The sequence below is a fragment of the Nocardia spongicola genome (assembly GCF_047200775.1).
GTDB lineage: Bacteria > Actinomycetota > Actinomycetes > Mycobacteriales > Mycobacteriaceae > Nocardia.
In genome coordinates this window covers 207,472-233,262 of sequence record NZ_JBJZOO010000004.1, presented here as the reverse complement: position 1 = coordinate 233,262, position 25,791 = coordinate 207,472, and the positions used below count along the sequence as shown (strand labels likewise).

Sequence of the window (25,791 nt, the reverse complement as noted above, 5' to 3'; positions counted from 1 at the left end):
TTTCCGAACAACTGGCTGCCGAGTACGACCAGTCCTGAAGGAGGATGATCCGGCGTATGTCCAAGTTCATCGACCGTGTCGTACTGCATGTGCGTGCGGGTAAAGGCGGCCACGGGTGCGCTTCGGTGCATCGCGAGAAGTTCAAGCCACTCGGTGGTCCTGACGGCGGCAACGGTGGTCATGGCGGAGACGTCATCCTCGAGGTCGATCCCAATGTGCACACTCTGCTGGATTTCCATTTCCATCCGCACGCCAAGGCGGGCAACGGCAAGCCAGGGGAGGGTGGCCACCGGGACGGTAAGCGGGGTGCCGAACTCGTGCTGAAAGTGCCGGACGGCACCATGGTGCTCGACAACGACGGTGCGGTGCTCGTCGATCTGGTCGGTGCGGGTAACCGCTTCATCGTCGCCCGCGGTGGGCGCGGTGGTCTCGGCAACGCAGCGCTGGCTTCGAAGGCACGCAAAGCACCGGGTTTCGCACTGCTCGGTTCTGACGGTGAAGAGCTCGAACTGGTGCTGGAGCTGAAATCGGTCGCCGATGTCGGGCTTGTCGGTTTCCCTTCGGCGGGTAAGTCGTCGCTGGTCTCGGTGCTGTCGGCGGCCAAGCCGAAGATCGCGGACTACCCGTTCACCACACTGGTGCCCAATCTCGGTGTAGTCGCCAGCGGCGATACCACGTTCACCGTCGCCGACGTGCCCGGTTTGATCCCCGGTGCGAGCGAGGGCCGGGGACTGGGACTGGACTTTCTGCGGCATCTGGAGCGCTGCGCGGTGCTCGCCCATGTGGTGGACTGTGCCACCTTGGAGCCCGGTCGTGATCCGGTATCCGATGTGGATGCGCTGGAGGCCGAACTCGCCTCCTATACTCCGGCGCTGAGTGCCGACGCCGGACTCGGTGATCTGGCCGAGCGCCCACGGGTGGTGATCTTGAACAAGATCGACGTACCCGATGCCGCCGAGCTGGCCGAGATGGTAACCCCGGAATTCACCGAGCGGGGCTGGCCGGTGTTCGAGATCTCCGCGGTGAGCCGGGCCGGCCTGCGCACCTTGACCTTCGCCCTCGCCGATCTGGTGCGCAGGTACCGCGAGGAGCATCCGAAGGCGGCGCCCAAGCGCCCGGTCATCCGTCCGATCGCGGTGGACGAGGCCGGATTCAGCGTGGTCGCCGACCCGACTGAGCCAGGCGGCTTCCTTGTCCGCGGTCCCCGGCCCGAGCGCTGGGTGCGGCAGACTCAATTCGACAACGACGAGGCCGTCGGCTATCTGGCCGACCGCCTTGCCCGGCTCGGGGTCGAGGACGAGCTGGTGCGACTCGGTGCCGAACCAGGAGCGCCGGTCACGATCGGTGAGGTTACTTTCGAGTGGGAGCCACAGATCTCAGCGGGGATCGACATGGTGCCTACCGGGCGTGGTACCGATATCCGGTTGGAGCAGTCCGATCGGGTGAGTGCGGCCGAACGCAAGCACGCTTCTCGGGTGCGGCGCGGACTGGTGGCCGAAGACCGAGAAGATCGAGAAGATAGGCAATAGCGGGTGTTCGGCGATCGAGCAGCTCCGGTGCCACGGTGTGGGCCCGCTCGGTGGGCTGGATCGTGCGCTTCGGTCCTGGTATCCGGCCCGGCTACTATGGTTCTGTTCGTGCTGCAGGGAGTTGGGTGGGCATGCAGGTGAATTCGATTACCGCGGAAGCGGATTCTCTCGGCTCCAGCGCGGCCCGGCAGGCGATTTCCTCGGCGCGACGCGTCGTGGTCAAGATCGGCTCGTCCGCTTTGACCAGTCTGAAGGGCGGTTTGGATACCGCGCGACTGGATCAGCTCGCGGACGCGGTCGAGGCGCGCATGCGTGCGGGCTCGGATGTGGTCGTGGTGTCCTCGGGAGCGATCGGCGCGGGGATCGCGCCGCTCGGGCTGAGTAGCCGTCCACGTGATCTGGCTACCAAGCAGGCTGCTGCGAGTGTCGGTCAGCTGGCTCTCGCCCATGCCTGGGGAACGTCGTTCGCCCGGTACGGTCGTACGGTCGGGCAGGTGCTGCTGAGCGCCGACGACTTCGCCCGCCGTGAGCACCACCGCAACGCGCAGCGCACACTGGATCGCCTGCGTTCACTCGGTGCGATCGCGGTGGTGAACGAAAATGACACTGTCGCGACGGAAGAGATCCGTTTCGGCGATAACGACCGGCTCGCGGCGCTGGTCGCGCATCTGGTCGGCGCCGATGCCCTCGTGCTGCTGTCCGATGTGGCCGGCCTCTACGACGGCGACCCACGTAAGGGCGCGGCCACGCTTATTCCCGAGGTCCGCAGTAGTGCGGATTTGGACGGTGTGATCGCTGGCAGCGGTGGTGCGCTCGGTACCGGTGGGATGGCGTCCAAATTGTCCGCGGCCCGTTTGGCGGCCGACGCGGGCGTACCTGTTCTGTTGGCCGCCGCGTCTTCGGCCGCCACCGCACTGACCACCGGTACGGTCGGCACCGCGTTCGCTGCCCGCCCGGTCCGGTTGTCCGCCCGCAAATTCTGGGTCCGGCACGCGGCCGACAGTCGCGGCGCGCTGCTCATCGATGACGGCGCGGTCCAAGCGGTGGCGAACCGGCGTCGATCACTGCTTGCCGCGGGAATCGTCGGCGTCCGGGGCCGTTTCTACGGCGGTGATGTAGTCGATCTGGTGACCTCCGATAATCGTGTTGTCGCCCGCGGCGTCGTCGAATACGACAGCACCGAACTGGCGAGCATGCTCGGGCGCTCCACCACCGAATTACCCGACACGATGCAACGCCCCGTCATCCACGCCGACGATCTGGTCAAGGTGTAGTCCATATCGGAGTGTGTGTCGCGAAGCGCGAGACCGCTTGTACCGCAAGCGTTCTTCGGTGCGAAAGCGGGAAGTGTCGTGCCGGGACGATGCGCTCGCTAAGGGATGACCCCGGGTTGATTCGCCGTTGGTGGCTGGTGCTGGTTGTCTTCTATCGGGCCGGTGACACCGGGTTGGCCTCCTGGGTCGGGTAGTGGGACGGTGGGTTCTGCTTGGTCTGGGGCCGGAGGTGGTGTCGAGGGTGCGGACTCTGGAAGCTGCTGTGCGGGAGGTGGGCTCGACGGTGCTGGTGTCGGAGTGGGGGGCGGTGCTTGTCTGCTCTGTGGTGGTGGCTCGGGTGCGGGTGCTTGCGGTTCGGGTACCGGGGATTGCGGTGCGGGTGCCGACGGTAGTGGATTGTTCGGTTGTGGTGCAGGACTTTTGGGGGAGTAAGGCGCGGAATGCGTTGTTTCAGAATCTGATTCGATATCCGGACACTCCGGTTCAGGGAGCGGATGTGCTGGTCCGCTGGGGCTGATCGGTTGCGATGGGGGCGTTGCCGATGGCGTGCCGGGTGGGGCGGGCAGGGCAGGGACGCCGGTTCCCGCCGCGGTGTAGGCAGGCTTGTAGATCATGTTCATCGCCAGCACTGCCTCTTGACGGAGCGCTTCCCGCGCCATCTGCGCATCGATGACCTGCGCGGCCTCCAGGATTCGCGCGATCGTGCCGACCGGTCCGGTGCCACCGGGTGGTGCCACCGCTACTTTCACTGCTTCGGCAGCCGCGGCGACCCCGCCGAGTCGGGCACCGACCTGGTCGAGCACTGCGGCCAGCTCGTCGATCGATGCCGCGAAGCCGCGAGTTCCCGCCTCGGCGGCGTCCGCGGTGGCTCCTTCCCATTCCATCGAGTTCATGACACGTTCCACGGCAGCGCGAGTGAGCGGGAACGAGGTGGTGAGTGCTGCGGCCACCTCCAGCCAGGTCGTCGCGGCGCACACTATCTGCGCGGCATCGATCTGTTGTGCTTTGGCGTAGATCTCTTCATGACGTAGCGATTCGAAATGTTCCATCGAGCTGATGTAGGTGGGATCGAAGCCGGTCATCGCGACAGCCTCGTCTCGATGGCGCGCAGGGCGGCGGCACCGGCGGCGTCGGCTTCTTCGAGGAGGCCGCCGCTGATCAGGAATGCTTCCTGCAGCTGGTAGGCCGCCGCTATGTAGTGGTCGAGCAGGGCTGCCGCGTCCTTGGCCTTATGCCGGAAACCCGCTTGTAACTGCTGTGCGGAGACGAACTCGCCGAATCCGTCGAGTTCTTCGGCGGATTCCAAACGCTGTTGCAGGTAGAGCAGCCGATCGGCCTGCAGGTGATACATTTCGGCGCACCTGCGCGCTGCCGCCGGATCGAATTGGATGCGCCCGGCCTGCGCTGCTTGTTTGAATCGGGCGATATCGGCTCGGCTGGTCTCGATCGTCATCGCTTACCCCTGAGGTCGGTCGATATGGCTCAGACTAACCGGAAGCGGGCGCCAGGTCGGGGTTAACCAGAAAGGGTGCGGTGACAACATCATCCGGTCCGGCACCGGTACTGCGACCGGCTTATCCAGGAATGCGTTTCTGCAATTGGACAGCGATCTGTTCGGGCGAGGCCGGGGTGATGTGAACTTCACCGCCTGCCCTGATCAGATAGCGGCCGTCGTCGTTCACATCGATCCAGGTGTAGTGGATCGGCGGTGGTTGGGCAGGCCGATCCAACCGCATTTCGATGCGGATATGTCCTTCCGCGGTATGCGGAGCGAGCAGCAATCTGCGGATCCGCGCCGCGACCGAGCGCGGCGCCGCGACGGCCTGCTCATCGCGCACCGCGTCGTCGGAGGCGACCCGAGCGGGTTCGGTGCCCGGTGGGGCGGGTGGCAACAGTGCCGCGATCCGCTTGCCGAGCTTGGCACTGTGGCCGATCGAAATATCTACGTGACCACCGAAATCCGGGGTTGTTCCCGGTCGCTGTACCGCGAGCACAGCATGGTCGTAGACGCAGGCGGCCAGCAGTCGTAGTTCGTTGCCAGGTTGGTTGGTACCGCCGACGACCACGATCCTGGTGTGTGGTTCGGCCAGGATGCGCAGGCACGCCGACAGATCGGGATCGGATCGCGCTGGCAGCCGCTCGGCGAGCGTTATGCGAAGCTGTTCGGCTTCGTTCTCGGTGCCGGGTGTCGCTATGACGCGCAGTGGGAAAGGAAGGCGATCACTGCCGGTCTCACACCAGATATGAGCGAATTCATCTGGGGTGAATGTCCAATCCACGGTCGAATCACCTCTTCGACGAATTCGCTGATGTTGTTGTCAGCCTAGCGCTTTCGGCCCGATACTGAAGTGAGCCGATGAGTACGGCCAGGATCGGGGTTCGATGTCGTGGAGCGGTATGTGCTGTGCCTGCAGTTCGCCGATTCGGTTGGCGGACCTGGCGAAGCGGCATTGTCGTGCTGTGGTGTCGCACTCGATCGATGCCGCTGTTTCTGGTGGAATACCTGGAAGGGTCAGGGCCGTGAGTGCGGCGGAGCTGCCCTTCCGGCAACAACGACCAGGTATGGGCGCGATGTACCGAGAAAGGGGTGGCGGTGCACAGGATGATGGTGCGAGTATGCGGCGGAGCCGGTCTGCCCGTTGTGGCAGGGGGACTCGTCCTCGCTGCCGCTGGGCCGGCCGGGGCCGTACCGACCGGCTGTTATGTCGACCGGGGTGTTACCGATGCCGCGGCTCTCTGCCACAGTGGTGAGGGGTTGTCGGTCTTGGAGGCCGAGTGTCTCGGTTTCTACGTTCCATCGGCACAATCCGGGCCGGTATTCGGTCGCTACAGCGGTTTCGAGTCGAAGCGGACACCAGTGGGCACGCCGATGCGCGTGACATGTGTGTCCGATAGTGCCGTTGGGGTCGCGACCGCTGCGTTCGTCGTGACCGTCGCGATGCTGTAGTAAGCCGCGATCCGGTCATCCGTTGGTCGTGGTTCAGCTGAGCCTGGCCTCGAGTATGTCCAGGGAGGCTACGGTAGGTACCCGTTCGATCAGGGTGAAGCCGTGTCGAGCGAGGAATTCCCGGTACTCGGACTCGGTTCGTTCCCGGCCGCCGGGGTGGACAAGCATCTCGAGGTCGATGGCCTTGCTCGGGTGTGGAGCGGTGTGCTCGGGGACGACCATTTCGATGATCAATAACCGGGCATCGGGGTGCATGGCGGCGCGCAGTGCGCTCAGGATGCGCTCGGCCTCCGGCTCGGCCCAGTCGTGCACGATGCGCTTGAGCAGGTAGGCGTCGCCCCCTTCGGGGATGCTGTCGAAGAACGATCCCGTCGCGACGGTGCAGCGGTCGGCCAAGCCGATTTCGGCGAGCCGGTCGGGTACCGCGGCCACCACATCGGGCAGGTCGAACAGGATTCCTCGCGATCCGGGGGCACGGCGCAGGATCTCGATGATCATCGAGCCCTTGCCGCCACCCACGTCGACGAGGGTTTCGTAACGACCGAAGTCATAGGCCGCGAGCAATGGTTCCATCTCCATGGTGCCGACACTGGTCATCGCGTGGTCGAACAGGTCACCGAATTCGGGGTCACGACGCATGTACTCGAAGAACGGCACCCCGTCCAGCCTCTCACCGACGGGTTCGCCTGTGCGTACCGCGTCGACGAGATGCGACCAGCGATTGCGGTGCACGGACGAACCGATGAACAGCGCGAAGTCGCGTAGTGATATCGGTGAGTCGCGGCGTAGCGCCTCCGCCATCGGTGTCAGCGCGTATCTGCCGTCGCGTTGCTTGGTGAAGATGCCGTAGCTGATCAGCAGTCGCAGCAGCCGCTGAAGGGCATCGGCGTCCGCGTCGACCGCGGCCGCGAGTTCCGCATTCGACCGGGGTCCGTCGGTGAGCTCATCGGCGATACCGAGCTCGGCGGCGGCGTGGATCGCCTGCGTGATCCATCCGGCGGTGATCAGCTCCATCAGCGCGACATGCCCTGGCACCAGTCTGCGATACGCCGTGGCCAGCAGATTGCGGATCGATTCGACGGTCTGGACCAGCGGCAGGGGAGGAATTCTCATTCGATCGAATATCACAGCGACTCCATAAGCCAGTACGTCGAGCAGCGACGTCGCCCACTTCGCGGGACGACCGAAGTAGCGGATACCGCGTTACGAGAGCGGGCGGACAGGGTTGTGCCGATGCAGGTGTGGTCGCGCGTAGGCCGGCGGCGACCACGCGGGCATTCGGTTCAGCTCACCCGAGCTTCCAGGATGTTCTCCGGGGAGACTGTCGGCACCCGCCTGGTCAGTGTGAACCCATGACGGGCAAGGAGCAGGCGGTATTCGTCTTCGGTTCGTTCTCTACCGCTGACCTGCACCAGCATTTCCAGATCGATGAACTTGCCCGGGTGTAGGCCCGCGTGTTCCGGCAGGACCATTTCGATGATCAGTAACCGGGCACTCGGCTCCATGGCGGCGCGCACCGTGTCCAGGATGCGCCCCGCGTCGTGCTCGTCCCAGTCGTGCAGGATGTGTTTGAGGAGGTACGCGTCGCAGCCCTTGGGCACGCTGTCGAAGAATGATCCGCTTTCGACGGTGCAGCGGTCGGCGAGTCCGAGCTCGGCCAAACGATCGGGTGCGGAAGCGATGACATCGGGCAGGTCGAACAGAATGCCTTGCGACCGCGGCGCGCGCCGCAGGATCTCGGTGAGCAGCGTGCCCTCGCCGCCCGCGATATCGGCGATGGTCTCGTAGCGGCCGAAATCGTAAGCTGCCAGTATCGGCTCCAGCGCGAAGGCGTTCATGCTGCTCATCGCGCGGTCGTAGCATTCGCCGAAGTCCCGGTCGCGCTGCAGGTATTCGAAGAACGGCATACCGTGCAGCTTCTCGGGGACAGGTTCACCAGAGCGGACGGCCTCGACCAGGTACGACCAGTGGTTGCGGTGGCTGGGCGAGCCGAAGAGCAGCACCGCGTCGCGTAGTGATACCGGTGAGTCGCGGCGTAGCGCCTCCGCCATCGGTGTCAGCGCGTATCTGCCGTCGCGTTGCTTGGTGAAGATGCCGTAGCTGATCAGCAGTCGCAGCAGCCGCTGAAGGGCATCGGCGTCCGCGTCGACCGCGGCCGCGAGTTCCGCATTCGACCGGGGTCCGTCGGTGAGCTCATCGGCGATACCGAGCTCGGCGGCGGCGTGGATCGCCTGCGTGATCCATCCGGCGGTGATCAGCTCCATCAGCGCGACATGCCCTGGCACCAGTCTGCGATACGCCGTGGCCAGCAGATTGCGGATCGATTCGACGGTCTGGACCAGCGGCAGGGGAGGGATTCTCATTCGATCGGACAGCACAGCGACTCCATCTGTCGGAGGGACGAAGGTCGGCTCGAGCCAGAGCTGGGACTTTGTGTCGACTGAGAAATACGTCACGACTGTTAGAGAGGGTACGTCGTGCCGGAGCTGATGTACGCCGAAGCGGGCATATCGGATTGTGCGTGTCGGCCGGGTGGTGCTGCCGTGGTTATGCCTGCGAGCGCCATTGCCGAGAACACCGGCGGGAACCCGCCGGGATGCGCAGCAGGCTCAGGGCTCCGGACTGGATTCGGTACGCTCCCGGTCCGCGGCCGTGGCCAGATAGTCGCCGAGTTCGCGCCGCAGCGTGACGTCAAGGGAACGGGCCAGCGTGGCGTGTACCGAGGCGACCGCAAGCTCGCGCATTTTGTTCAGCATCATGGTGGTTTCGGTGATCTCGCTGCTGGTTTCCGGCAGCCAGCCGGGTCCGTGCGCATCGATGATGTGTTGTTCGGCGGCGGTGATCATAATGTGCGTGATGTCATCGATCCGCTCGGCCACCGCGGCGTAGATCTCGATGAGCGTGCGCAATTCCAGACCGTATTCGTGTAGCTCGGTGAACGTGGTGAGCAGTTGGGTCTCGGTGAACACCACGGTATCGCCCTCGAACCGGATCAGCTTCATCTCGTGCAGCCGCTCGACCAGTTCATCGGCCTCGGCGCCGAGTATGGTGCCGATCAGCTCGCGCGGTACTTCGAAGGCTTCGTCCTTGGCCCAGGCGGCTGTCACGGCATGTTGCAGACCGAGTATCTCGGTCAGGTCTTTACCGGTCTCCCAGCTGGTGATGAAGTCGGCGATATGCGCGGTGGTGAAGCCGCGCTGTAGCAGTGCGTCGATCAGGCGCAGGCGCTCCAAATGCGCGTCGGCGTAGATGCTGGCCCTGCCGTCCTTGCCGACCGGCGGTGGCAGCAGTCCGCGTTCCTGATAGGCGCGCACATTGCGAGTGGTGGTGCCCGCGGCGCGCGCGAGGTCATCGATCCGGTACTCCGGCGTCGACCTCACCTCCTTCGCTCACCGCGGCATTGTCGGAGCGGCGGTACGTGGCTGAATTCCCGCGGATCGCATTCTATCGCCTGCATACCTGGTCCCTGGCCTCCGCTTTTCGTCTGTCCTTATGGCACGGTGGATGAGATAGGTCTTTCCTTTGCCGCACAGATGATTCCGATGCCGGTGAATTCCTGGGGTCAGTAGCCGACGAGCGAGGGGAGCTGTGGTTGCCGCCGGTCGGCGGGCGACTCGACCACGAGGTAGTCGTCCAGATCGACGGTCCGCAGCTGGCGGCGGTATTGCGTGGCGAACCCCGGATACATGGTCGGGTTGAATCCGTCTTCGGTGAGATACCAGCTGCGGCATCCCGAGTTCCAGGTCGTGGCGGCGAGCCTGCGCTGAATGGCGGTGTTGTAGCGGTCCTGTCGATCCCGCCGGACATCGAGCATCAGCAGATCCAGGTCGAGGATCGTGCGAATGGCGTCGACCAGGTAATCGATCTGCGCCTCCAGATACACCAGCGCCGAATTGTGTCCAGGTCCGGAGTTGGGTCCGAAGGTGAGGAACAGGTTGGGGTATCCCGCCACCGTGATGCTCTTGTAGGCGTAGGCCCCATTCGCCCACTCCTCGGCGAGAATCCGTCCGTCTCGACCGATCACCGGTATGGGTGTTCCGGTCTTGGGCACTTCGAATCCGGTCGCGAAGATGAGGCAATCCGCTTGGTGCTCGATACCTTCCGCGGTACGGATGCCCTGCTCGGAGATCCTGGCGATGGGCCAGGTGATCAGCGTGCAGTTATCGCGCTGGAGGGCTGGGTAGTAGTCGTCGCTCAGCAGCAGGCGTTTGCAGCCTGCCCGGAATTCCGGGGTGAGCTGGCGGCGCAGCCAGGGATCTTCGACCTGTCTGCGCAGCTGTGCCTTGCCGACCAGTTCGACCACTCGGGTCAGTGGGGTGTTCCAGACCACCCCGAGTGCGACCGACTCGTGCCCGTAGAACCAGGCGCGCCGAGCCAACCGTTCGGTGACGGGCGCCCTGCGGTAGAGCTCTTTGAGGAGACCGGGGGTATGCGGGTTGATTCTCGGCAGCACCCAGCCGGGGGTGCGTTGGAACACCTTGACCGCGGCGGCCTTGTCGACCAGCTCGGGAATGATCTGCACGGCACTGGCTCCGGTGCCGATGACCGCGACTCGTTTGCCGGTGAAATCGTAGTCGTGATCCCACCGCGCACTGTGGATGGTGTGGCCTCGGTAGGTCTCGATACCGCGGATATCGGGGAGTCCCGGCTTCGCCAGCGGCCCCGATGCCAGCACCACGGTGCGTGCGAGGAGCGCGTCGCGGTGCCCCTCGACCGTGATCTCCCAGCGCCCCGCTTGTTCATCGAATACGAGGCCATCGACCGTGTGCTCGAATCGAATGTGTTGGTGCAGGTGGAATTCGGTGGCTACGGCTTCGATATAGCCGAGGATCTCGTTGCTGCCGGAGTAGATATGTGACCACTCCGGGTTCGGTGCGAAACTGTAGGAATACAGCCGGGACGGAATATCACATGCGGCACCGGGATAGGTGTTGTCCCGCCAAGTGCCGCCCAGAGTGCGGCCGCGCTCCAGGATCGCGAAATTATCTATCCCGCGCTGCTTCAGGCGGATAGCCGTGCCGATTCCGGCGAATCCGCCGCCGATGACAGCGACATCGAGGGTGTGTGTGCTCATGTGGTTCCCCCGCTATGCGGCCGGTTTATGGGTCAGCTCCCTCGACCAGGTCGGATTACGGCGCAGTGTCGCTTTCGGGACCAGGCCGGTGATCCGCACCAATGCGTCGGCGAGGAGGTGGTAGGGATGGTGACGGTTGATGACCCAGCTGCCGTGCAGCTTGACGATCTGGTACATCGGGAGCCTGCGAGCGAACTCACTGCGTTCACCGACCCCGGCGTATCGCTTGAGCGCGGTGTACAGCTTTTCCTCGTCCACACCCATCGCGACGATATTGTCGCGCATCTTGTTCAGCAGCGGGATATAGCTCAGTACGCCGATGAGCAATGAGGGTTTGGCCCAGCCGCCGACCAGGTCGATGAGCAGTTTCCGCGTCCGCGCGTGCCCGAGTAGATCCATCACCGCGAAATCGACTGCCAGATGGCGAGATTCGTCGGCATTGATCTTCTTGAAGGTCTCCTGGCAGATCGGATCCTCGATCTCGTCCATGATGAACTTGATCAGCGCCCCGTCCAGCGTGACCTCCAGCATCGGGATCACGGTACCGAGAAACGACAGGGACATATCGTCGGAGTATCTGTCCAGGAAGTCGATCACCAGTGCCACATTCACATTCGGTCGCGGGATCTCATCGCCGTCGAGCATGCCCCACCGGTGCATCAGGGCCAGTTCCGCATTGGCATGCCGTTGTTCCTCGGCGTGGAAGTAGCGGTAGATCTCGCGCAGGGTCGCATTCGGCGCCTTTTTCGCCATCGCGGCGAAACCGCGCGCCCCGACGTTCTCGATCCACACCAGGTCGGCCATGAACGGTGCCAGTTTGGCATGTAGTTCGGGGCTGATCAGCTCGGCGCCCGGCGCCTGCCAATCGATATCGGCAAGTGCCCACTGGCGGTCTTTGATCTTGCGCAGCATATCGTCGAAGTCCATTGTGATAGCCATGTCAGCTCCCTGTCCTCGTGGCGGCCGAGGTGTTCCCGGTAGTGCTGGAGTCCGCATGGGGCAGTAGTTTTTTCAGCAATCCCAAGGCATAGGTGTACCGCGCGGGGAAGTGCCGCTTGAGCAGCCAGACCAGCTGTGCGTCCAGCTGGGGCAGCGCATAGAGCTGCCCGCGGTCGTGCGAGTCGAGGGCGGTGCGGGCAATGCGCGCGGGTGAGGAACCGATCCAGCGCATGAGGAAGTCGGCCAGCTGCGCCGATTCCTCGGTGATCCGGCCGTCGCGTGCGACATTCGTCTGGACGAAGGTCGGGCACACCACGGTGACCACGACACCGGTGCCGCTCAGCTCCGCGGCCATAGTTTCCGATAGGGCCAACACACCTGCCTTGGACACGTTGTAGGCGGCCATCGAGGGTGCGGCGGCGAATCCGGCGGCAGAGGAGACGTTGATGATGCCGCCGCGCCCTGCCGCACGCAATCGCGGGGTGAATACCTCGCAGCCATGGACCACGCCCCGCAGATTGATATCAAGGGTCCACTGCCAGTTGTCGAATCCGATATGACCCACCGGTGTGCCACCGACGCCGACACCAGCGTTATTGATCACCAGGTCGACCGGGAGCTCGAAGAGTGCCTCGGTGGCATGAGCGAGCAATTTCAGGTCTTCGTGCCTGGCCACATCGCAGTGGAAGGTGTGGGCGACGCCAGGCCGGGTGCGTTCGATGAGAGCGACCGTCTCGTCGGCGCGTTCCGCATCGATATCCGCGCAGAGCACATGGCCGCCACGGGCGGCGATCTCCAGGGCGAACGCGCGCCCGATGCCGCTACCCGCGCCGGTGACCACGGCGTGCGCGCCATAGGTGCGTCGGGACCTGCCCAGTAGTCTGTCCGATCCGAACATCTCAGATCGCCTTTCCGCGCCGGAGATGGCCATTGGCACACAAGAAGCTGACGGCGCGGTCCGCGGGTGGTGCGTGCCGAGAGTGTGATGGGAACGCCGAGGACCGAGGTCCGCGGCGACCCTGTCATCTATTGAGAATCAGTCAGTAATGTGCCAGTTGTCAATGGTTCATCAATAGAAGGCTGATCAAGTCTTCGCATCCTTTCGGTGTCCGCCGATGCCGATGGGGGCGGATGCGCGGAATCGGGGTGCGCGGGTGGCGAGCCTCGATCAGTAGCCGCGTGCGGGATCGATCGGAGCCAAGAGCTCTTGTCCGGTGCTGAACCGCAGGACATTCGCGGCGACATGATCGGCGAATGCCGCGAGGCGCAATTGCGGTGGATTCGAATCATGTGGCGTGACAATGGCATTGGGTAGCGACCACAGTGGGTGGCCATCCGGGAGGGGCTCGGGATCGGTGACATCGAGTCCCGCGCCGCCGATCGCGCCCGATGCCAGCGCCGCTACCAGCGCGTCGGTGTCGATCAAGCTGCCGCGGGCCACATTGATGATCCAGGACGATGGTTTGAGCCGGGCGAGTTCGTCCGGGCCGATGAGATGTCTGGTGGCGGGCGTGGCGGGCGCGGCGATGATCACATGGTCGGTGTGCGGCCAGATCCGGCCGAGATGGACGGAGGGGATCGTTTCCACGGTCTCCGGGATACCGGGGCCGCTGACCGGTCGCCCGCTGCGGTTCACCGCGATGATATGCGCGCCGAGTGGGAGCAACATCGGGATCAGCGCGCGGCCGATGCCGCCCGCGCCGACGATGGTCACCGTTTTACCGCGCAGTGTGCCGACGTACGGAAAGAAGTCCTGTTGCCGCCAACCCGTCGCGCGTAGGTGCTCGGGCAGGTAGCGGATACCCGCGAGGAGCAGCATGAGTGCGTGTTCGGCCACACTGGCTGCGAAAGCTCCTGCGGCGGAAGTGAAGACAACACCGGGATGTTCGGCGAATATATCGGCTGCGAACCAATCCTCGACGCCGGCGGCCGGGAGCTGGACCCATTCCACTGTGGTGGGAAGGGTGCCAGGGAACTCGCTGGGGCCGCCGACCCAGATCAGCCCGCGTGCCTCGTCGAGCTCGGTGATGACCGCGCCTGCCTCCAACACCGCTTTCTCCAGCAGGATCGAAGGAGGGTCGGTGGGGCCGATCGCGATCGGCACGGCCGCTCGGCTCACGGACAGATCTCCTTCGACGCGATGGACAGGGCTGGCGCAGCTGAACAGCGGTTGGACCGCCGCTGTCAACGTAGCACCGCAGTAGCGACGAGAGTATGCCGTAGGGGCTCCAGCCGTTATCTCGCTCTGGTATGTATGCAGGTATGGGCAAGGCGACTCGGGTGACCATCACATTGGACCCTCAGGTAGCCCAATGGGCAAGGGAGGTCGCCGATCACAGGCAGCGCAGCGTCTCCTCGGTGATCAACGCCGCACTGCGCACCGCGTTGGTGCACGACAGTCTGAGCGCGCTGATCATCGATGAGCAGGCCGAGCTGGCTGCCGCCTACGAGGACATAACGCTCACTCAGGCCGCCGAAGACGACGATGCGCACGGCACGGCATGAGGCGTGGTGAGATCTGGCGCTACGCACCGACGCTCAGTGATGGCACGCCGTTCCCACGTCGTATGACGGTGGTGTTGGTGTCCGATTCCGCGATGATCACCGCACGGTATCGCTGGCTGCATGTCATCCCGCTGCGTGAACACGACCCCGGCCATGTGCTGGCCACAAGGACCGAGCACGGCTGGGCCGACGCGCTCGAACTGTATCGCGCTTATCGTCCCTGGCTGACCGAATATCGCGGCATGCTGAGCCCGGTCGAGACGGAATCCCTCGACGCACGGTTGCGGGCGACGCTCAGCCTCTGAGCGCGGCGCCTGACATCATCCCGCAGGCGTCATCCCGGTCACTGCGTGCGGTCACGTCGGCGTGGCCAATGCGAACGGCAGGATGGCCGCGGCGCCGGCGGTGCGCAGCGTGTGGGCGGCGACGGTGAATGTCCAGCCGGTATCGGTGACTGTGTCCACCAGCAGGATCGGCCCCGGCACGGTGGAGAGATCTGGAACCTCCCATGAGTCGAACAGGCCCGCGACGCGATGCGCGGAATTCGCCGCGGAGATCGGTGGCCTGCCCGGTCGGGAGCGTAGCGTGCCGAGGTCGCGTAAGCGTCCGACTGTGGCGAGCCGGGCGGCGAGGGTGGTGGTGAGCACGGGATGGCGTGCGGACTCCAGCGCGAGCACCGCTGTGGGACGGACCGCCCAATCCCATTCACGTAGCACGTCGAGGCACGCATCGAAGATATCGTCGGGGACGGGGGTGTCCGGTCCGTCGAGCAGGGCACGCAGCCGCTGCCCCCAGCCGAGGTCGGTCAGCCTGCCGAGTACCCGACCTGGCTGTGCGCCTGTGGTGATCTTGCCGGACAGGGGAACTCCGAGTTTCGACATCCCGGTCGGCCACTGTTTGCGCGGCGCGATATCGATGCCGGGACGGTCGAGACGAGCTCTTGTCGCGGCGATGGTGTCGGCGGCGACTGCTGGGTCGGGGCGGGTGCCGGTGCAGTTGTCACAGCGACCACAGCCGAGCGAATCCGTTGGATCGGCGGGTAGCCCTGGGTCGTCGAGTTGGCGCCGGAGGAACTCCATCCGACAACTGGAGGTGGCCTGATAGTCGAGCATGGCCTGCTGTTCGGCCTTACGAGCGGCAGACAGGCGTTCGTAGCGTTCGGTGTCGTAGGTCCAGGGGCGACCGGTGGCGATCCAGCCGCCGCGGACCCGGCGCACCGCACCGTCCACATCGAGGACTTTCAGCACCATCTCCAGCCGGGAGCGGTTCAGCTCGACCATGGGTTCCAGTGCCGCGGTGGACAGTACGCGTTCAGCGCCGGATGGACCTGGGGCCAATGCTTCTAGCACCGCGTGTACCAGGTGTTCGGGCGGAAACGCGACGGAGGCGAAGTAGCTCCAGATCCGAGTGTCCTCCAGACCGGGCAGCAGAATGACCTCGGCGCGCGCGCTGCCGCGCCCGGCACGTCCTACTTGCTGGTAGTAGGCGATGGGGGAGGAGGGCGCGCCGATATGCACCACGAACCCGAGGTCGGGTTTGTCGAATCCCATACCGAGCGCTGAGGTGGCGATGAGCGCCTTCACTTCGTTGTTCAGTAGTGCGGTTTCCAGTGCCTCGCGTTCGGCGGGGTCGGTCTGGCCGGTGTAGGCGGCGACGGTATGGCCGTGCGCGTTCAGCACATCGGCCAAGTCGTGTGCGGCGGCGACGGTGAGGGTGTAAATGATGCCGGAACCGCTCAGTCCGGGTAGCTGATCACTGAGCCAGGCGGTGCGTTCCACGGCATCGCCGAACCGGAGCACCGACAGATGCAGCGACTCGCGATCCAGCGAGCCACGTAACACCGTGGTATCAGTGCCGATCTGGGTGGCGACATCGGTGACCACTCTGTCGTTGGCGGTCGCTGTGGTCGCGAGTACCGGTACATCGGAGCCGAGGTCGGCGATCAGGGTTCGGATACGCCGGTAATCCGGCCGGAAGTCGTGGCCCCAATCCGATACGCAATGCGCTTCGTCGATCACCACCAGCCCCGCGTTCGCCGCGAGCCGGGGCAGCACATGGTCGCGGAAGTCCGGGTTGTTCAGCCGCTCCGGACTGACCAGTAGCACGTCTACCCGGCCAGCGGCGACGTGCGCGTGGATATCGTCCCATTCGGTGACATTGCCCGAATTGATGGTCGCGGCGACCACTCCGGCACGCTGTGCGGCGGCCACCTGGTTACGCATCAGCGCGAGCAGCGGCGACACGATCACCGTCGGTCCGTGACCGGCTCCGCGCAGCAACGCCGCGGCGATGAAGTACACCGCCGATTTGCCCCATCCGGTGCGCTGCACGACCAACGCCCTGCTCCGCCGCACGACCAGTGTCTCGATGGCGGTCCATTGGTCCGCGCGCAGCCGAGCGCTCGGCCCGGCCAGCTCGCGTAACAGCTGTTCGGCGTGTTCGCGCAGGTCCGGGGCGGTGAGATCGATCGACGCGGTATCGGTCGTCGTGGTCATGCGCTCCATGGTGCCCGAGGCTGCCGACACACTCGTGCCAGAGGGTGCCGCACACTCAGGCTCGCCGCGATGGTTTGTGTGCTCAGGTGGGCGATGGTCTGTGCGCTCAGGCGGGTCGCGTAGTCGCCGCGGCCAGCTCGATCAGCCGGGCTCGGACCAGATCCGGTCGCTCCTCGACGATGAAGTGCCCGCAGTCCTCGACCAGCTCGAGGCGATAGTCATCGGCTCGAGCCGTTGCCTCGGCCGCGAGTGCGGGATGGACCGCGATGTCATCGACGCCGAAGAGGGCCAGGATGGGTACTCGGGCCCGGCGCTGTTCCCCGTGCCGAGCCGAGTGTGGCATTTCGCGCAGCAGAAAAGTGCGATAGGTGTCGGTCGCGCTGCGTGCGCAGATCGGGTCGCGGAAGCGGTCGGCGTAGCTGCGGATCACCTCCGGTCCCAAGGCGTCGCGATGGCGGACGCCACCGGCGAAGACCAGCCGTTCCAGAAATCGGGTCCGCCGCTGCAGGTACTCGCCGAAGGCGGCGACCGATGGTTGATAGGCCAGCATGCGCCACGCGTGCGGAAGGAAACTACCCGGTGTCTGCCAGGGATGGGCGATGTTCAGCGCCAAGAGCGCGTCGAATCGCTCCGGTGCCCGCAGCACCAGCAGGTGGCCGATATAACCGCCCCAATCGTGCCCGGCCAGCAGCACACGCTCGAGACCGAGCGCGTCCAGCAGCGCGAGCAGGTCCGTGGCGACATCCTCCTTCGCCCAGCGGTGTGGCGCGGGCCCCGACCAGCCGTATCCTGGCAGGTCCGGCGCGATGATCCGCAGCCCGTCCGGCGGGTCGACGAGCAGGTGACGGTAGGCGTAGTGATGCTGCGGCCAGCCGTGCAGGACGAGCACAGGGCGCCCGTCCACAGGCCCGGCCTCGGTGACGTGGAAACGGACATCGCGTGCGGTGACGAATGATCTGCGCACGCCACGGATCTCCGGCGGATCGGCTACCGGGGCGGGGTCCGCCGCGGGGAGGAGGAACGAGGGCCGCCAAGGCATAACCAATGGTATCCAGGAGACCGCTGGGAAATCTACGTCGGCGATATCGTTCGATACCGGGCGACATGCTCCGTGAAAACACTGTCGAAGCCGGACAATAGAGTCGGTAGTATCCCGGTCCAGGTTTCGTGCAGGAGGCAGCTATGTCGAGCCACTACCAACCGCAGGCGGGTTGGGTGCCGCCAGGTGCGGAGTTCCGTACCAGTGGACACTTCCCCCGCACCGTATTCGGCGCACTCATCGGCCTGGTGGTGACGCCGATCGGAATCGGTCTGGTAGCCAATGGCGGCCTCGGCAGCAGGCAATGGGTGATCCTCGGGGCCGCTGAGGACCGATGGAGCTCGAATGCGCAGATCCTCGGAGGCGCACTGCTGCTGTTGCTGGTCGCGCTGCTGGCAGGCTATTCACCCGTTGGCACGGTGCTCGCCGGTTTGGTGTGGGGTCTGTTGCCAGGTCTCGCGCAGATCTTCTTTCCCGACGACACGTGGCGCCTGATCGAGCAATCCACGGTACTGTCGCCGGAACTTCGCTCGGCCGCCCATCATTGGGTACTCAACGGTTTAGCTCTGGTGCTCGGACTCGTCCTGATCGGTACCGGGCTCGCCGCCGCACTGCGGCGACGCTGAATGTCGGCCTCGTGCCGGGCGTATGTGATTCGCCGGGCGCGAAGCCGACTATCCGAGCCGATCAGATCGTGTTCATCCCTTGACGCAGAGCACCTGGCGCAGTGTCGCGACGACATCGACCAGATCCCGCTGTGCCGCGATCACCTCATCGATGTCCTTGTACGCCGAGGGGATCTCATCCACCACGCCCGCGTCCTTGCGGGACTCCACACCTTCGGTCTGGGCGACGAGATCGGCGACGCTGAACTGCTTCCTGGCCGCATTGCGGCTCATCCGTCGTCCCGCACCGTGCGAGGCCGACTGGAACGACGCCGGATTCCCTTTGCCGCGAACGACATACGATCGGGTACCCATCGAGCCGGGGATCAACGCTAGCTCGCCGGCGCCTGCTCGTACGGCGCCTTTGCGCGTCACCAGCATCGGAACGTCATCGATGAGCTCCTCGGCCACATAGTTGTGGTGGCAGGAGATCGGCTGCTCGAAACGAACCGCGCGCCCGGCGAACTCGGTACTCACCGCGCGGCAGACCAGGGCGAGCATGACTGCGCGATTGCGCGCGGCGTACTCCTGTGCCCAGGTGAGATCACGTCGGTACGCCTGCATCTGCGGTGTGCCGGAGACGAAGACCGCCAGGTCCGGATCGGGTAGATCGGCATTGTGCGGCAGTGTCCGCGCGATCGCCATATGCCGTTCGGCGAGCTCCTTACCGATATTCCGGCTACCGGAATGCAGCAGAATCCATACCCGGTCGTCCTGGTCCAGGCAGAGCTCGATGAAGTGGTTACCACCACCGAGCGTGCCCATCTGCTTGTGCGCCTTGGACTCTCGTGCCTGTACGTGACCATCGAGGGTATCGAAGGAGTCCCAGAAACGCGCCCAGCCCGTGCGCAGCGTCGCTGTGCTCGCGCCGAGGCAGGCGACCTGGGCGCCGAGCCGGGTGATGTCGACCGGGTCGCGGTGGGTCTTGAACCCGACCGGCACCGCGGCCTCGATACGTGACCGCAGGGTGCGCAGGTTGTCCGGCAGATCGGCAGCGGTGAGGTCGGTGCGCACACTCTCCATACCGCAGCCGATGTCAACGCCGACCGCCGCGGGTGAGACCGCATCACGCATCGCGATCACCGAGCCGACTGTGGCTCCTTTGCCGAGGTGCACGTCCGGCAGCACGCGGACGCCGTGTACCCAGGGCAGCGCGGCGATATTACGCAGCTGTTCGAGCGTGGTCTGCTCGATCTCCTGCTCGGGGGCCCACATCAGCGTCTGCGCCTCGGTGCCGCGCAGCTCGACGGGAAACATGGTCTCGATCCTCTCTGTCGTCTTCGTCATCAACGGTAGGGATCGAGGGCACTCGACGCACTCGAATATCGATCGGCGACGGCGCCCGATCAACCGGTGTCGTGGCCGAACCCAGCGCGGTAGCCGCGCTCGGCTGTGCCGCTGTCGATACCGTGGCACCGGTGGTCGGTGCGCGAAACGCCGCCGCCGAACCGAGCCGCATGGGGAAGCCGCGGCGTGGGCACCGCCCTCATTCGTGTGATACCGGCGTTGTCGACGAAGGTCAGCGCGACCATGGCTGCGTCGAACTCGTCGATCAGCGCCTTGGTGTCGACCTCGGCGGGAATGCGGTCCGGCGCGGTGGCCATGTGCATGACGATAAACGGCTCTGGCCCGCTCCAGGTCGAAGCAGCGCTGGTTGCCACTCGGTAATCGCTTATTGCTACTCAGCGCTCATGACGGCGGCGATCTCTTCCCCTGTGGGGATCGCGCTGCTCGCTCCCAGCCGGGTTGTTGCCAGGGATCCCGCGGTGCAAGCCCAGTTCAGAGCCCATTGTGGCCCGCGCCGCCAGGCGGCGGCCAGTGCGCCGGTGAAGGCGTCGCCCGCTCCGGTGGTGTCGATGACGTCCACGTGTGGGCTGGGGCGTGACAACTGTATGTCGCCGGGTCCGCGATAGGTGGCGCCCGCCGCACCACGGGTGACGACCACATGCGGAACCGGGGTAAGATCGGCACCCAGCTGTTCGGCTTCACCTGAATTCAGCACGGCCACATCGATATCGGCCCATAACTCGGCGGGCAAACAGCGGACCGGGGAGGGGTTCAGCAAGACCGTCGTGTCGTGAGCGCGGGCGTGCCGCGCCGCGGTGGCCACCGTGTCGATCGGGATCTCCAACTGGCATAACAGGATATCGGCTGCCGCGATGGCCGCCAGATCGGCATCGGTCAGCTCGGTCAGCCGCGTGTTGGCTCCGCCGACGACGATGATGGTGTTCTCGCCGCCATCGTCGACCACGATCGTGGCGATGCCGCTCGGACCAGGGACCGTGCGCAGCCGCTCGACCGCGACATCGGAGTCTGTGAGCGCCCTCCGTAGCTCCGCGGCGAACATATCGTCACCGACCGCCCCGAGGAATTGCGTTACCGCACCGGATCGCTGCGCCGCGATGACCTGATTGGCGCCCTTTCCGCCAGGAACCATGGCGAAACCCGTGCCGAGCACCGTCTCACCTGGATCGGGTCTTCGCGCGGTCGTGGTCACCAGATCCATGTTGATGCTGCCGAGCACCACGATCACCGGGGCGTCCGATTCGGCTGTCATGCTGCCGGACGGTAGTCGCCGAATCCGCGCCGCGCATCCGAGTCGCCGCGCCGCGCAGCGGGTGGAAACAGCGCCGTACCCGGTGCGTAGGCTGTACCCATGACGGTAGGAACGACGACCAAGCCGGAGCTGCGCGAAGTGGTACACCAGGCCGCACGCAGGGCTCGGATCGCGGCGCGGGCGTTGGCGCAGCTGACCACCGCGCAGAAGAACGACGCGCTGCATGCCGCCGCCGACGCGCTGCTGGCAGGCGCCGATCAGGTACTCGCGGCGAATGCCGAGGATATCGCCGCGGCACGGGCCGCAGGTACCGAGGAGTCGTTGCTGGACCGGCTGCGGCTGACCGAGGCCAGGATCGATGGCATCGCCTCCGGGCTGCGTCAGGTGGCCGGGTTGCCCGATCCGGTCGGTGTGATCATCCGCGGCTCCACCTTGCCGAACGGCCTGGAGATCAAGCAGGTGCGCGTTCCGCTCGGTGTGGTCGGCATGGTGTACGAGGCCAGGCCGAATGTCACCGTCGACGCCTTCGGACTCACGCTCAAGTCCGGTAACGCGGCCCTGCTGCGTGGTTCCTCCTCGGCGGCCCGCTCCAATGCGGCCCTCGTCGCTATCCTGCGTGAAACGCTTGCCGCGCAAGGTATCCCGGAAGACTCTGTGCAACTGTTGCCGAGCGAGGACCGCGCCAGCGTGATCCATCTGATCCAGGCGCGCGGTTTGGTCGATGTGGTCATCCCCCGTGGTGGCGCCGGACTGATCAACGCGGTTGTCCGCGACGCACAGGTGCCGACCATCGAGACCGGCACCGGGAACTGCCATGTCTATGTGCACGCCGCCGCTGATCTTGATATGGCCGAGCAGATCCTGATCAACGCCAAGACCCGCCGCCCCAGCGTGTGCAATGCGGCCGAGACCCTGCTCATCGATGCCGCGATCGCCGATACCGCGCTGCCCCGGCTCACCGAGGCGCTGCAGCGGCACGGTGTCACCATCCACGGAAATCTGCCGGGCCAGGTCCCTGCCACCGACGCCGACTGGGGCGAGGAATACCTCACCTTGGACATCGCGCTCGATGTGGTCGACGATCTGGATGCGGCGGTGGAACACATCAATACCTGGGGCACCGGCCACACCGAGGCCATCGTCACCGGCGACTTGGCCGCGGCGCGCGAGTTCACCAGCCGGGTCGACGCCGCCGCGGTGTTGGTGAACGCCTCCACCGCCTTCACAGATGGTGAACAGTTCGGTTTCGGCGCCGAGATCGGCATCTCCACGCAGAAGCTGCATGCCCGCGGGCCTATGGCCCTGCCGGAGCTGACCTCGACGAAGTGGATCGTCTGGGGCGAGGGCCAGATCCGGCCCGCCTGATCCACAGGTCGTTCGATCCACAGGTCGGGCCACCAGGGTGACGCCGCTACGGCGTCACCCTGGTGCTGCCGTAGCGTGGAGATGGGTTCGGAAGGAAAGGTGCCGGGTGGTGTCGGACAGGACAGAACAGGAACCGGTCTTCGAATCGGTGCAGGATGTGATCGACCGATTGGCGAGTACCGGTTATCTGGCGGATAAGGCCACCGCCACCTCGGTATTCCTCGCCGATCGGCTGGGCAAGCCGCTGCTGATCGAGGGACCGGCAGGCGTCGGCAAAACCGAGCTGGCGCGCGCGGTCGCGCAGACTTCGGATGCCGAGCTGGTCCGATTGCAGTGCTATGAGGGTGTGGACGAGGCCCGCGCGCTCTATGAATGGAATCACGCCAAGCAGATCCTGCGGATCCAGGCTTCCAGCGAGAACGATTGGGCGGAAACGAAAGCCGATGTCTTCACCGAAGAGTTTCTGCTGTCGCGGCCGCTGTTGACCGCGATCCGGCGCACCGATCCCACGGTGTTGCTCATCGACGAGACCGATAAGGCCGATGTCGAGATCGAGGGCTTGCTGCTGGAGGTGCTCAGCGACTTCGCGGTGACGGTGCCGGAGCTGGGCACCATTACCGCCGAGCGGAAGCCGTTCGTGGTACTCACTTCCAACGCCACCCGTGAGCTGTCCGAAGCACTCAAGCGGCGTTGTCTCTATCTGCATCTGGACTTCCCGGATGAGGAGCTGGAGCGGCGCATTCTGGCCAGCCGGGTACCGGAGCTGTCCGACGCGGTCGCCGCGCAGCTGGTGCGGATCGTGCACGTGCTGCGCGGGATGCAGCTGAAGAAGCTGCCCTCGGTCGCCGAGTCGATCGACTGGGGGCGCACGCTGCTCGCGCTCGGGGCGCAGGATCTGGATGACACCACCGTGCGGGCCACGCTCGGTGTTGTGCTCAAACACCAGAGCGACCATCGGCGCGCACTGGCCGAACTGAAGCTGGCCTGAGCCATGACCGCGGGATCGGGCCCTGCGGATACCGCGTCGTCGTACGCGCCGCACGGGCTGCCCGGACATCTGGTCGGATTCGTGGCGGCGCTGCGGGCGCGCGGGATTCCGGTCGGCCCCGCCGAGACGGTGGACGCGGGCCGGGTGATGACCGTACTGGATCTGCTGGACCGTGAAACGTTGCGGGAAGGTTTGGCATGCGCGCTGCTACGCCGCACCACTCATCGCGCTACCTTCGACGGGCTGTTCGATCTGTGGTTCCCGGTGGCGGTCGGGGAGCGCACCGCGGCGGTAGACGAGGTCGAGATTCCACGTAAGCCGTCGGGGCAGGTGGATATCCCGGCATTACGTGAGCTGCTCGCGGAACTGCTCGCTCAGGGAGACACCGCGGCGCAGCAGCTGGAGGCGCTGGCCGCGGGGCTGGTCGAGCAACTCGGCCAGTACCAGTCCGCGCGTGGTCCCTCGTTCTCGGCGTACCAGGCACTGAAAGATGTGCAGCCACAAACCTTGCTGGCCAAGATGCTCGCCGGATTGGTCGATAAACCCGACGCGGGTGAGTTCGACCTGGAGATCGCCCGGCGTGCGGGGCGCCGGCGCATCGCCGGTTTCCGCGCGACCGTCGAAGCGGAGACCAAGCGGCGCGTCGCCGAGCGGATCGGTCGCGAGCGGGTGGCGAGTTACGGTGTCGCCAGGCAGGCCGAGGATGTCGATTTCCTGCGCGCCTCCGAGACCGAACTCGCCGAACTCAAGCGGAGTACCCAGCGGTTGGCCCGCATCCTGGCCTCCCGGTTGGCGGTACGGCGCAGGCACGCCAGACGCGGCGAGATCGATCTGCGGCGAACCCTGCGTGCGTCCATGTCGACCGGTGGGGTGCCGATAGATCTGGTGAATCGCAAGCCACGACCCGGACGTCCGGAACTGGTGCTGTTGTGCGATGTCTCCGGCTCGGTGGCCGGTTTCAGCAACTTCACGATGCTGCTGGTAAGCGCGCTGCGCGAACAGTTCTCCCGGGTGCGGATCTTCGCGTTCGTCGATCAGGTCGACGAGGTGACCCGTTTCTTCGATCCGAATACTCCGCCGGATCAGGCGATGACCAGAATCTTCACCGAAGCGAGTGTGGTCGGCCTCGACGGGCACTCCGATTACGGCCACGCATTGGCCGGGTTCGCCGATACCTACCCGGATGCGGTCACCAGTCGCAGTTCGTTGCTGATCCTCGGCGACGCCAGGACCAATTACCGCGACCCGGAATTGTCCACTCTGCGGTCGTTGGTCGAGGTCGCCAAGCATGCGCACTGGCTCAATCCGGAGCCGCGTAGCCAGTGGGGGTCCGGTGATTCCGCCGCCGATGCCTACCGCGAGGTGATCGAGATGCACGAATGCCGTACAGCCGGACAGCTCACCGCGGTGGTCTCCCAATTGCTTCCGGTGTAGAGACCGGATAGTGGCCGAGATCGGGTTCTGGTCATCCCCCTATGGCCGGACCGGGTGCTCGGCCGGATGATCCGAACGGCACCATCGTTGTCGGAGCCTGTGTGCGGGCAGGTGTCATCAGTCGGTATGTGTCTCGTTTGCCGGGCTTGTGCGGGGTTGTGTCCACTGTCCCTTACCGGGCTCTGCTCACCGCCCCGTACCGGGCGGAGGAGACCCGTTAAGCTCGGCAGTCATGCACGAGACAGGTCGGGATGGGCGCAAGCTCGGGGTGATGGGCGGCACATTCGACCCCATCCACCACGGGCACCTGGTCGCGGCCAGCGAAGTCGCCCATCGCTTCGACCTGGACGAAGTGGTATTCGTCCCGACAGGACAATCGTGGCAGAAATCGCATAAGCAGGTCAGTCCGGCCGAGGATCGCTATCTGATGACGGTGATCGCCACCGCGTCCAACCCGCGATTCTCGGTCAGCCGCATGGATATCGATCGCGGTAAGGCCACCTACACGGTGGACACACTGCGGGAGATGCGATCGCAGTATCCCGGGGCCCAGCTGTACTTCATTACCGGTGCGGACGCGCTGGCCAACATCCTGACATGGCAGGATTGGGCGGAACTGTTCGAACTGGCGAAATTCGTCGGGGTGAGCCGTCCGGGGTATGAGCTGAACACCGATCATCTCGAGAAGTATCTGCGAGATCTTCCGGTGGACGCGGTGACCATGATCGAAATCCCCGCGTTGGCGATCTCGTCGAGTGAATGCCGTCGCCGCGCCGCCGAGAACCGGCCGGTGTGGTACCTCGTCCCCGACGGCGTGGTGCAGTACATATCGAAACGGCACCTGTATGTGCCCGGAGCAGCGGAAGGTAGCTGAGCGTGAGCGAGCGCAACGAGGTGTCCCGCATGAGCGGTCAGGCCCGGAGGAGGCAGCGGAGCGTGACCACGGAGGGCTCCGCTCGTGCCGGAAGGAATATGGCATG

General features: G+C 65.3%; 25 protein-coding genes. 10 read left to right on the top strand and 15 right to left on the bottom strand.

Going from position 1 to position 25,791, the window contains the following annotated elements; translation table 11 throughout:
- Positions 1-56 precede the first annotated feature (56 nt).
- Both obgE and proB read left to right on the top strand, forming a co-directional pair.
- The gene (gene obgE / locus ACL02S_RS11185; RefSeq protein ID WP_412802297.1) at positions 57-1,529 is read left to right on the top strand and encodes a GTPase ObgE; all 1,473 of its coding nucleotides are present in this window, start codon (positions 57-59) and stop codon (positions 1,527-1,529) included.
- 131 nt (positions 1,530-1,660) lie between these two features.
- Positions 1,661-2,803 (top strand): glutamate 5-kinase, encoded by a 1,143-nt coding sequence (gene proB, locus ACL02S_RS11180; RefSeq protein ID WP_412802473.1) that lies wholly within the window; start codon positions 1,661-1,663, stop codon positions 2,801-2,803.
- 98 nt (positions 2,804-2,901) lie between these two features.
- Here proB and ACL02S_RS11175 read toward each other — a convergent pair whose 3' ends face one another.
- The 3 genes from ACL02S_RS11175 to ACL02S_RS11165 form a co-directional block, all read right to left on the bottom strand.
- The gene (locus ACL02S_RS11175; RefSeq protein ID WP_412802296.1) at positions 2,902-3,885 is read right to left on the bottom strand and encodes a hypothetical protein; all 984 of its coding nucleotides are present in this window, start codon (positions 3,883-3,885) and stop codon (positions 2,902-2,904) included.
- Positions 3,882-4,256: a hypothetical protein gene (locus ACL02S_RS11170; protein WP_412802295.1), complete on the bottom strand. Its 375-nt coding sequence runs from the start codon at positions 4,254-4,256 to the stop codon at positions 3,882-3,884. The genes ACL02S_RS11175 and ACL02S_RS11170 overlap by 4 nt, the downstream gene beginning before the upstream one ends.
- Before the next feature lie 121 nt (positions 4,257-4,377).
- A complete protein-coding gene (locus tag ACL02S_RS11165; RefSeq protein WP_412802294.1) occupies positions 4,378-5,082 on the bottom strand; it encodes an ESX secretion-associated protein EspG in 705 nt (234 codons plus the stop codon).
- Positions 5,083-5,390: 308 nt separating this feature from the next.
- On the opposite strand from ACL02S_RS11165, the gene ACL02S_RS11160 reads away from it, so the two are divergent.
- Complete coding sequence (locus ACL02S_RS11160) at positions 5,391-5,750, top strand: hypothetical protein (RefSeq protein WP_412802293.1); 360 nt, start codon at positions 5,391-5,393, stop codon at positions 5,748-5,750.
- 33 nt (positions 5,751-5,783) lie between these two features.
- Here the strand turns inward: ACL02S_RS11160 and ACL02S_RS11155 are convergent, their stop codons facing one another.
- The 7 genes from ACL02S_RS11155 to ACL02S_RS11125 form a co-directional block, all read right to left on the bottom strand.
- Entirely contained in the window at positions 5,784-6,863 is a 1,080-nt protein-coding gene (locus ACL02S_RS11155) for a methyltransferase (RefSeq protein ID WP_412802292.1), read from the bottom strand.
- Between the two features lie 170 nt (positions 6,864-7,033).
- Positions 7,034-8,113: a methyltransferase gene (locus tag ACL02S_RS11150; protein WP_412802291.1), complete on the bottom strand. Its 1,080-nt coding sequence runs from the start codon at positions 8,111-8,113 to the stop codon at positions 7,034-7,036.
- A 246-nt stretch (positions 8,114-8,359) separates the two neighbouring features.
- Positions 8,360-9,130, bottom strand: coding sequence for a MerR family transcriptional regulator (locus ACL02S_RS11145; RefSeq protein WP_412802290.1), 771 nt, complete (start codon positions 9,128-9,130; stop codon positions 8,360-8,362).
- A gap of 182 nt (positions 9,131-9,312) precedes the next feature.
- Positions 9,313-10,824 (bottom strand): flavin-containing monooxygenase, encoded by a 1,512-nt coding sequence (locus ACL02S_RS11140; RefSeq protein ID WP_412802289.1) that lies wholly within the window; start codon positions 10,822-10,824, stop codon positions 9,313-9,315.
- Between the two features lie 12 nt (positions 10,825-10,836).
- Positions 10,837-11,757 carry a ferritin-like domain-containing protein gene (locus ACL02S_RS11135; protein WP_412802472.1) on the bottom strand — a complete coding sequence of 307 codons (921 nt, stop codon included), beginning with the start codon at positions 11,755-11,757 and terminating at the stop codon, positions 10,837-10,839.
- A 7-nt stretch (positions 11,758-11,764) separates the two neighbouring features.
- Positions 11,765-12,661 carry an SDR family NAD(P)-dependent oxidoreductase gene (locus ACL02S_RS11130; RefSeq protein ID WP_412802288.1) on the bottom strand — a complete coding sequence of 299 codons (897 nt, stop codon included), beginning with the start codon at positions 12,659-12,661 and terminating at the stop codon, positions 11,765-11,767.
- A gap of 270 nt (positions 12,662-12,931) precedes the next feature.
- Positions 12,932-13,882: a D-isomer specific 2-hydroxyacid dehydrogenase family protein gene (locus tag ACL02S_RS11125; RefSeq protein ID WP_412802287.1), complete on the bottom strand. Its 951-nt coding sequence runs from the start codon at positions 13,880-13,882 to the stop codon at positions 12,932-12,934.
- Between the two features lie 161 nt (positions 13,883-14,043).
- Here ACL02S_RS11125 and ACL02S_RS11120 point away from each other — a divergent pair, with 161 nt between their 5' ends.
- On the top strand, positions 14,044-14,268 hold the full coding sequence (locus ACL02S_RS11120) for a hypothetical protein (protein ID WP_412802286.1): 225 nt from the start codon (positions 14,044-14,046) through the stop codon (positions 14,266-14,268).
- A complete protein-coding gene (locus ACL02S_RS11115; protein WP_412802285.1) occupies positions 14,265-14,573 on the top strand; it encodes a hypothetical protein in 309 nt (102 codons plus the stop codon). The genes ACL02S_RS11120 and ACL02S_RS11115 overlap by 4 nt, the downstream gene beginning before the upstream one ends.
- 51 nt (positions 14,574-14,624) lie before the next feature.
- On the opposite strand, the gene ACL02S_RS11110 is transcribed toward ACL02S_RS11115, so the two are convergent.
- Positions 14,625-16,763 (bottom strand): RecQ family ATP-dependent DNA helicase, encoded by a 2,139-nt coding sequence (locus ACL02S_RS11110; protein ID WP_412802284.1) that lies wholly within the window; start codon positions 16,761-16,763, stop codon positions 14,625-14,627.
- 106 nt (positions 16,764-16,869) lie between these two features.
- Positions 16,870-17,802, bottom strand: a complete 933-nt coding sequence (locus tag ACL02S_RS11105) for an alpha/beta fold hydrolase (protein WP_412802283.1) — start codon at positions 17,800-17,802, stop codon at positions 16,870-16,872.
- Between the two features lie 143 nt (positions 17,803-17,945).
- On the opposite strand from ACL02S_RS11105, the gene ACL02S_RS11100 reads away from it, so the two are divergent.
- Complete coding sequence (locus tag ACL02S_RS11100; RefSeq protein ID WP_412802282.1) at positions 17,946-18,428, top strand: hypothetical protein; 483 nt, start codon at positions 17,946-17,948, stop codon at positions 18,426-18,428.
- Positions 18,429-18,500: 72 nt separating this feature from the next.
- Here ACL02S_RS11100 and ACL02S_RS11095 read toward each other — a convergent pair whose 3' ends face one another.
- The 3 genes from ACL02S_RS11095 to ACL02S_RS11085 form a co-directional block, all read right to left on the bottom strand.
- Positions 18,501-19,724, bottom strand: coding sequence for an RtcB family protein (locus tag ACL02S_RS11095; protein WP_412802281.1), 1,224 nt, complete (start codon positions 19,722-19,724; stop codon positions 18,501-18,503).
- A gap of 89 nt (positions 19,725-19,813) precedes the next feature.
- Entirely contained in the window at positions 19,814-20,071 is a 258-nt protein-coding gene (locus tag ACL02S_RS11090) for a hypothetical protein (protein ID WP_412802280.1), read from the bottom strand.
- A 74-nt stretch (positions 20,072-20,145) separates the two neighbouring features.
- Positions 20,146-21,024, bottom strand: a complete 879-nt coding sequence (locus ACL02S_RS11085) for a ribokinase (protein WP_412802279.1) — start codon at positions 21,022-21,024, stop codon at positions 20,146-20,148.
- 99 nt (positions 21,025-21,123) lie between these two features.
- Between ACL02S_RS11085 and ACL02S_RS11080 the strand changes: the two genes are divergently transcribed.
- From ACL02S_RS11080 to nadD, 4 genes are all read left to right on the top strand, one after another.
- The gene (locus ACL02S_RS11080; protein WP_412802278.1) at positions 21,124-22,389 is read left to right on the top strand and encodes a glutamate-5-semialdehyde dehydrogenase; all 1,266 of its coding nucleotides are present in this window, start codon (positions 21,124-21,126) and stop codon (positions 22,387-22,389) included.
- A gap of 109 nt (positions 22,390-22,498) precedes the next feature.
- A complete protein-coding gene (locus tag ACL02S_RS11075; protein ID WP_412802277.1) occupies positions 22,499-23,377 on the top strand; it encodes an AAA family ATPase in 879 nt (292 codons plus the stop codon).
- A 3-nt stretch (positions 23,378-23,380) separates the two neighbouring features.
- A complete protein-coding gene (locus ACL02S_RS11070; RefSeq protein ID WP_412802276.1) occupies positions 23,381-24,811 on the top strand; it encodes a vWA domain-containing protein in 1,431 nt (476 codons plus the stop codon).
- A 232-nt stretch (positions 24,812-25,043) separates the two neighbouring features.
- On the top strand, positions 25,044-25,685 hold the full coding sequence (gene nadD / locus ACL02S_RS11065; protein ID WP_412802275.1) for a nicotinate-nucleotide adenylyltransferase: 642 nt from the start codon (positions 25,044-25,046) through the stop codon (positions 25,683-25,685).
- Positions 25,686-25,791 lie beyond the last annotated feature (106 nt).

Excerpts from the sequence above, each read along its gene's own strand:
- obgE (WP_412802297.1), top strand. The coding sequence starts at position 57 with ATGTCCAAGTTCATCGACCGTGTCGTACTGCATGTGCGTGCGGGTAAA.
- proB (WP_412802473.1), top strand. The coding sequence starts at position 1,661 with ATGCAGGTGAATTCGATTACCGCGGAAGCGGATTCTCTCGGCTCCAGC.
- ACL02S_RS11175 (WP_412802296.1), bottom strand. The coding sequence starts at position 3,885 with ATGACCGGCTTCGATCCCACCTACATCAGCTCGATGGAACATTTCGAA.
- ACL02S_RS11170 (WP_412802295.1), bottom strand. The coding sequence starts at position 4,256 with ATGACGATCGAGACCAGCCGAGCCGATATCGCCCGATTCAAACAAGCA.
- ACL02S_RS11155 (WP_412802292.1), bottom strand. The coding sequence starts at position 6,863 with ATGAGAATTCCTCCCCTGCCGCTGGTCCAGACCGTCGAATCGATCCGC.
- ACL02S_RS11150 (WP_412802291.1), bottom strand. The coding sequence starts at position 8,113 with ATGAGAATCCCTCCCCTGCCGCTGGTCCAGACCGTCGAATCGATCCGC.
- ACL02S_RS11140 (WP_412802289.1), bottom strand. The coding sequence starts at position 10,824 with ATGAGCACACACACCCTCGATGTCGCTGTCATCGGCGGCGGATTCGCC.
- ACL02S_RS11130 (WP_412802288.1), bottom strand. The coding sequence starts at position 12,661 with ATGTTCGGATCGGACAGACTACTGGGCAGGTCCCGACGCACCTATGGC.
- ACL02S_RS11115 (WP_412802285.1), top strand. The coding sequence starts at position 14,265 with ATGAGGCGTGGTGAGATCTGGCGCTACGCACCGACGCTCAGTGATGGC.
- ACL02S_RS11110 (WP_412802284.1), bottom strand. The coding sequence starts at position 16,763 with ATGACCACGACGACCGATACCGCGTCGATCGATCTCACCGCCCCGGAC.
- ACL02S_RS11105 (WP_412802283.1), bottom strand. The coding sequence starts at position 17,802 with ATGCCTTGGCGGCCCTCGTTCCTCCTCCCCGCGGCGGACCCCGCCCCG.
- ACL02S_RS11100 (WP_412802282.1), top strand. The coding sequence starts at position 17,946 with ATGTCGAGCCACTACCAACCGCAGGCGGGTTGGGTGCCGCCAGGTGCG.
- ACL02S_RS11095 (WP_412802281.1), bottom strand. The coding sequence starts at position 19,724 with ATGTTTCCCGTCGAGCTGCGCGGCACCGAGGCGCAGACGCTGATGTGG.
- ACL02S_RS11090 (WP_412802280.1), bottom strand. The coding sequence starts at position 20,071 with ATGGCCACCGCGCCGGACCGCATTCCCGCCGAGGTCGACACCAAGGCG.
- ACL02S_RS11085 (WP_412802279.1), bottom strand. The coding sequence starts at position 21,024 with ATGACAGCCGAATCGGACGCCCCGGTGATCGTGGTGCTCGGCAGCATC.
- ACL02S_RS11080 (WP_412802278.1), top strand. The coding sequence starts at position 21,124 with ATGACGGTAGGAACGACGACCAAGCCGGAGCTGCGCGAAGTGGTACAC.
- ACL02S_RS11070 (WP_412802276.1), top strand. The coding sequence starts at position 23,381 with ATGACCGCGGGATCGGGCCCTGCGGATACCGCGTCGTCGTACGCGCCG.
- nadD (WP_412802275.1), top strand. The coding sequence starts at position 25,044 with ATGCACGAGACAGGTCGGGATGGGCGCAAGCTCGGGGTGATGGGCGGC.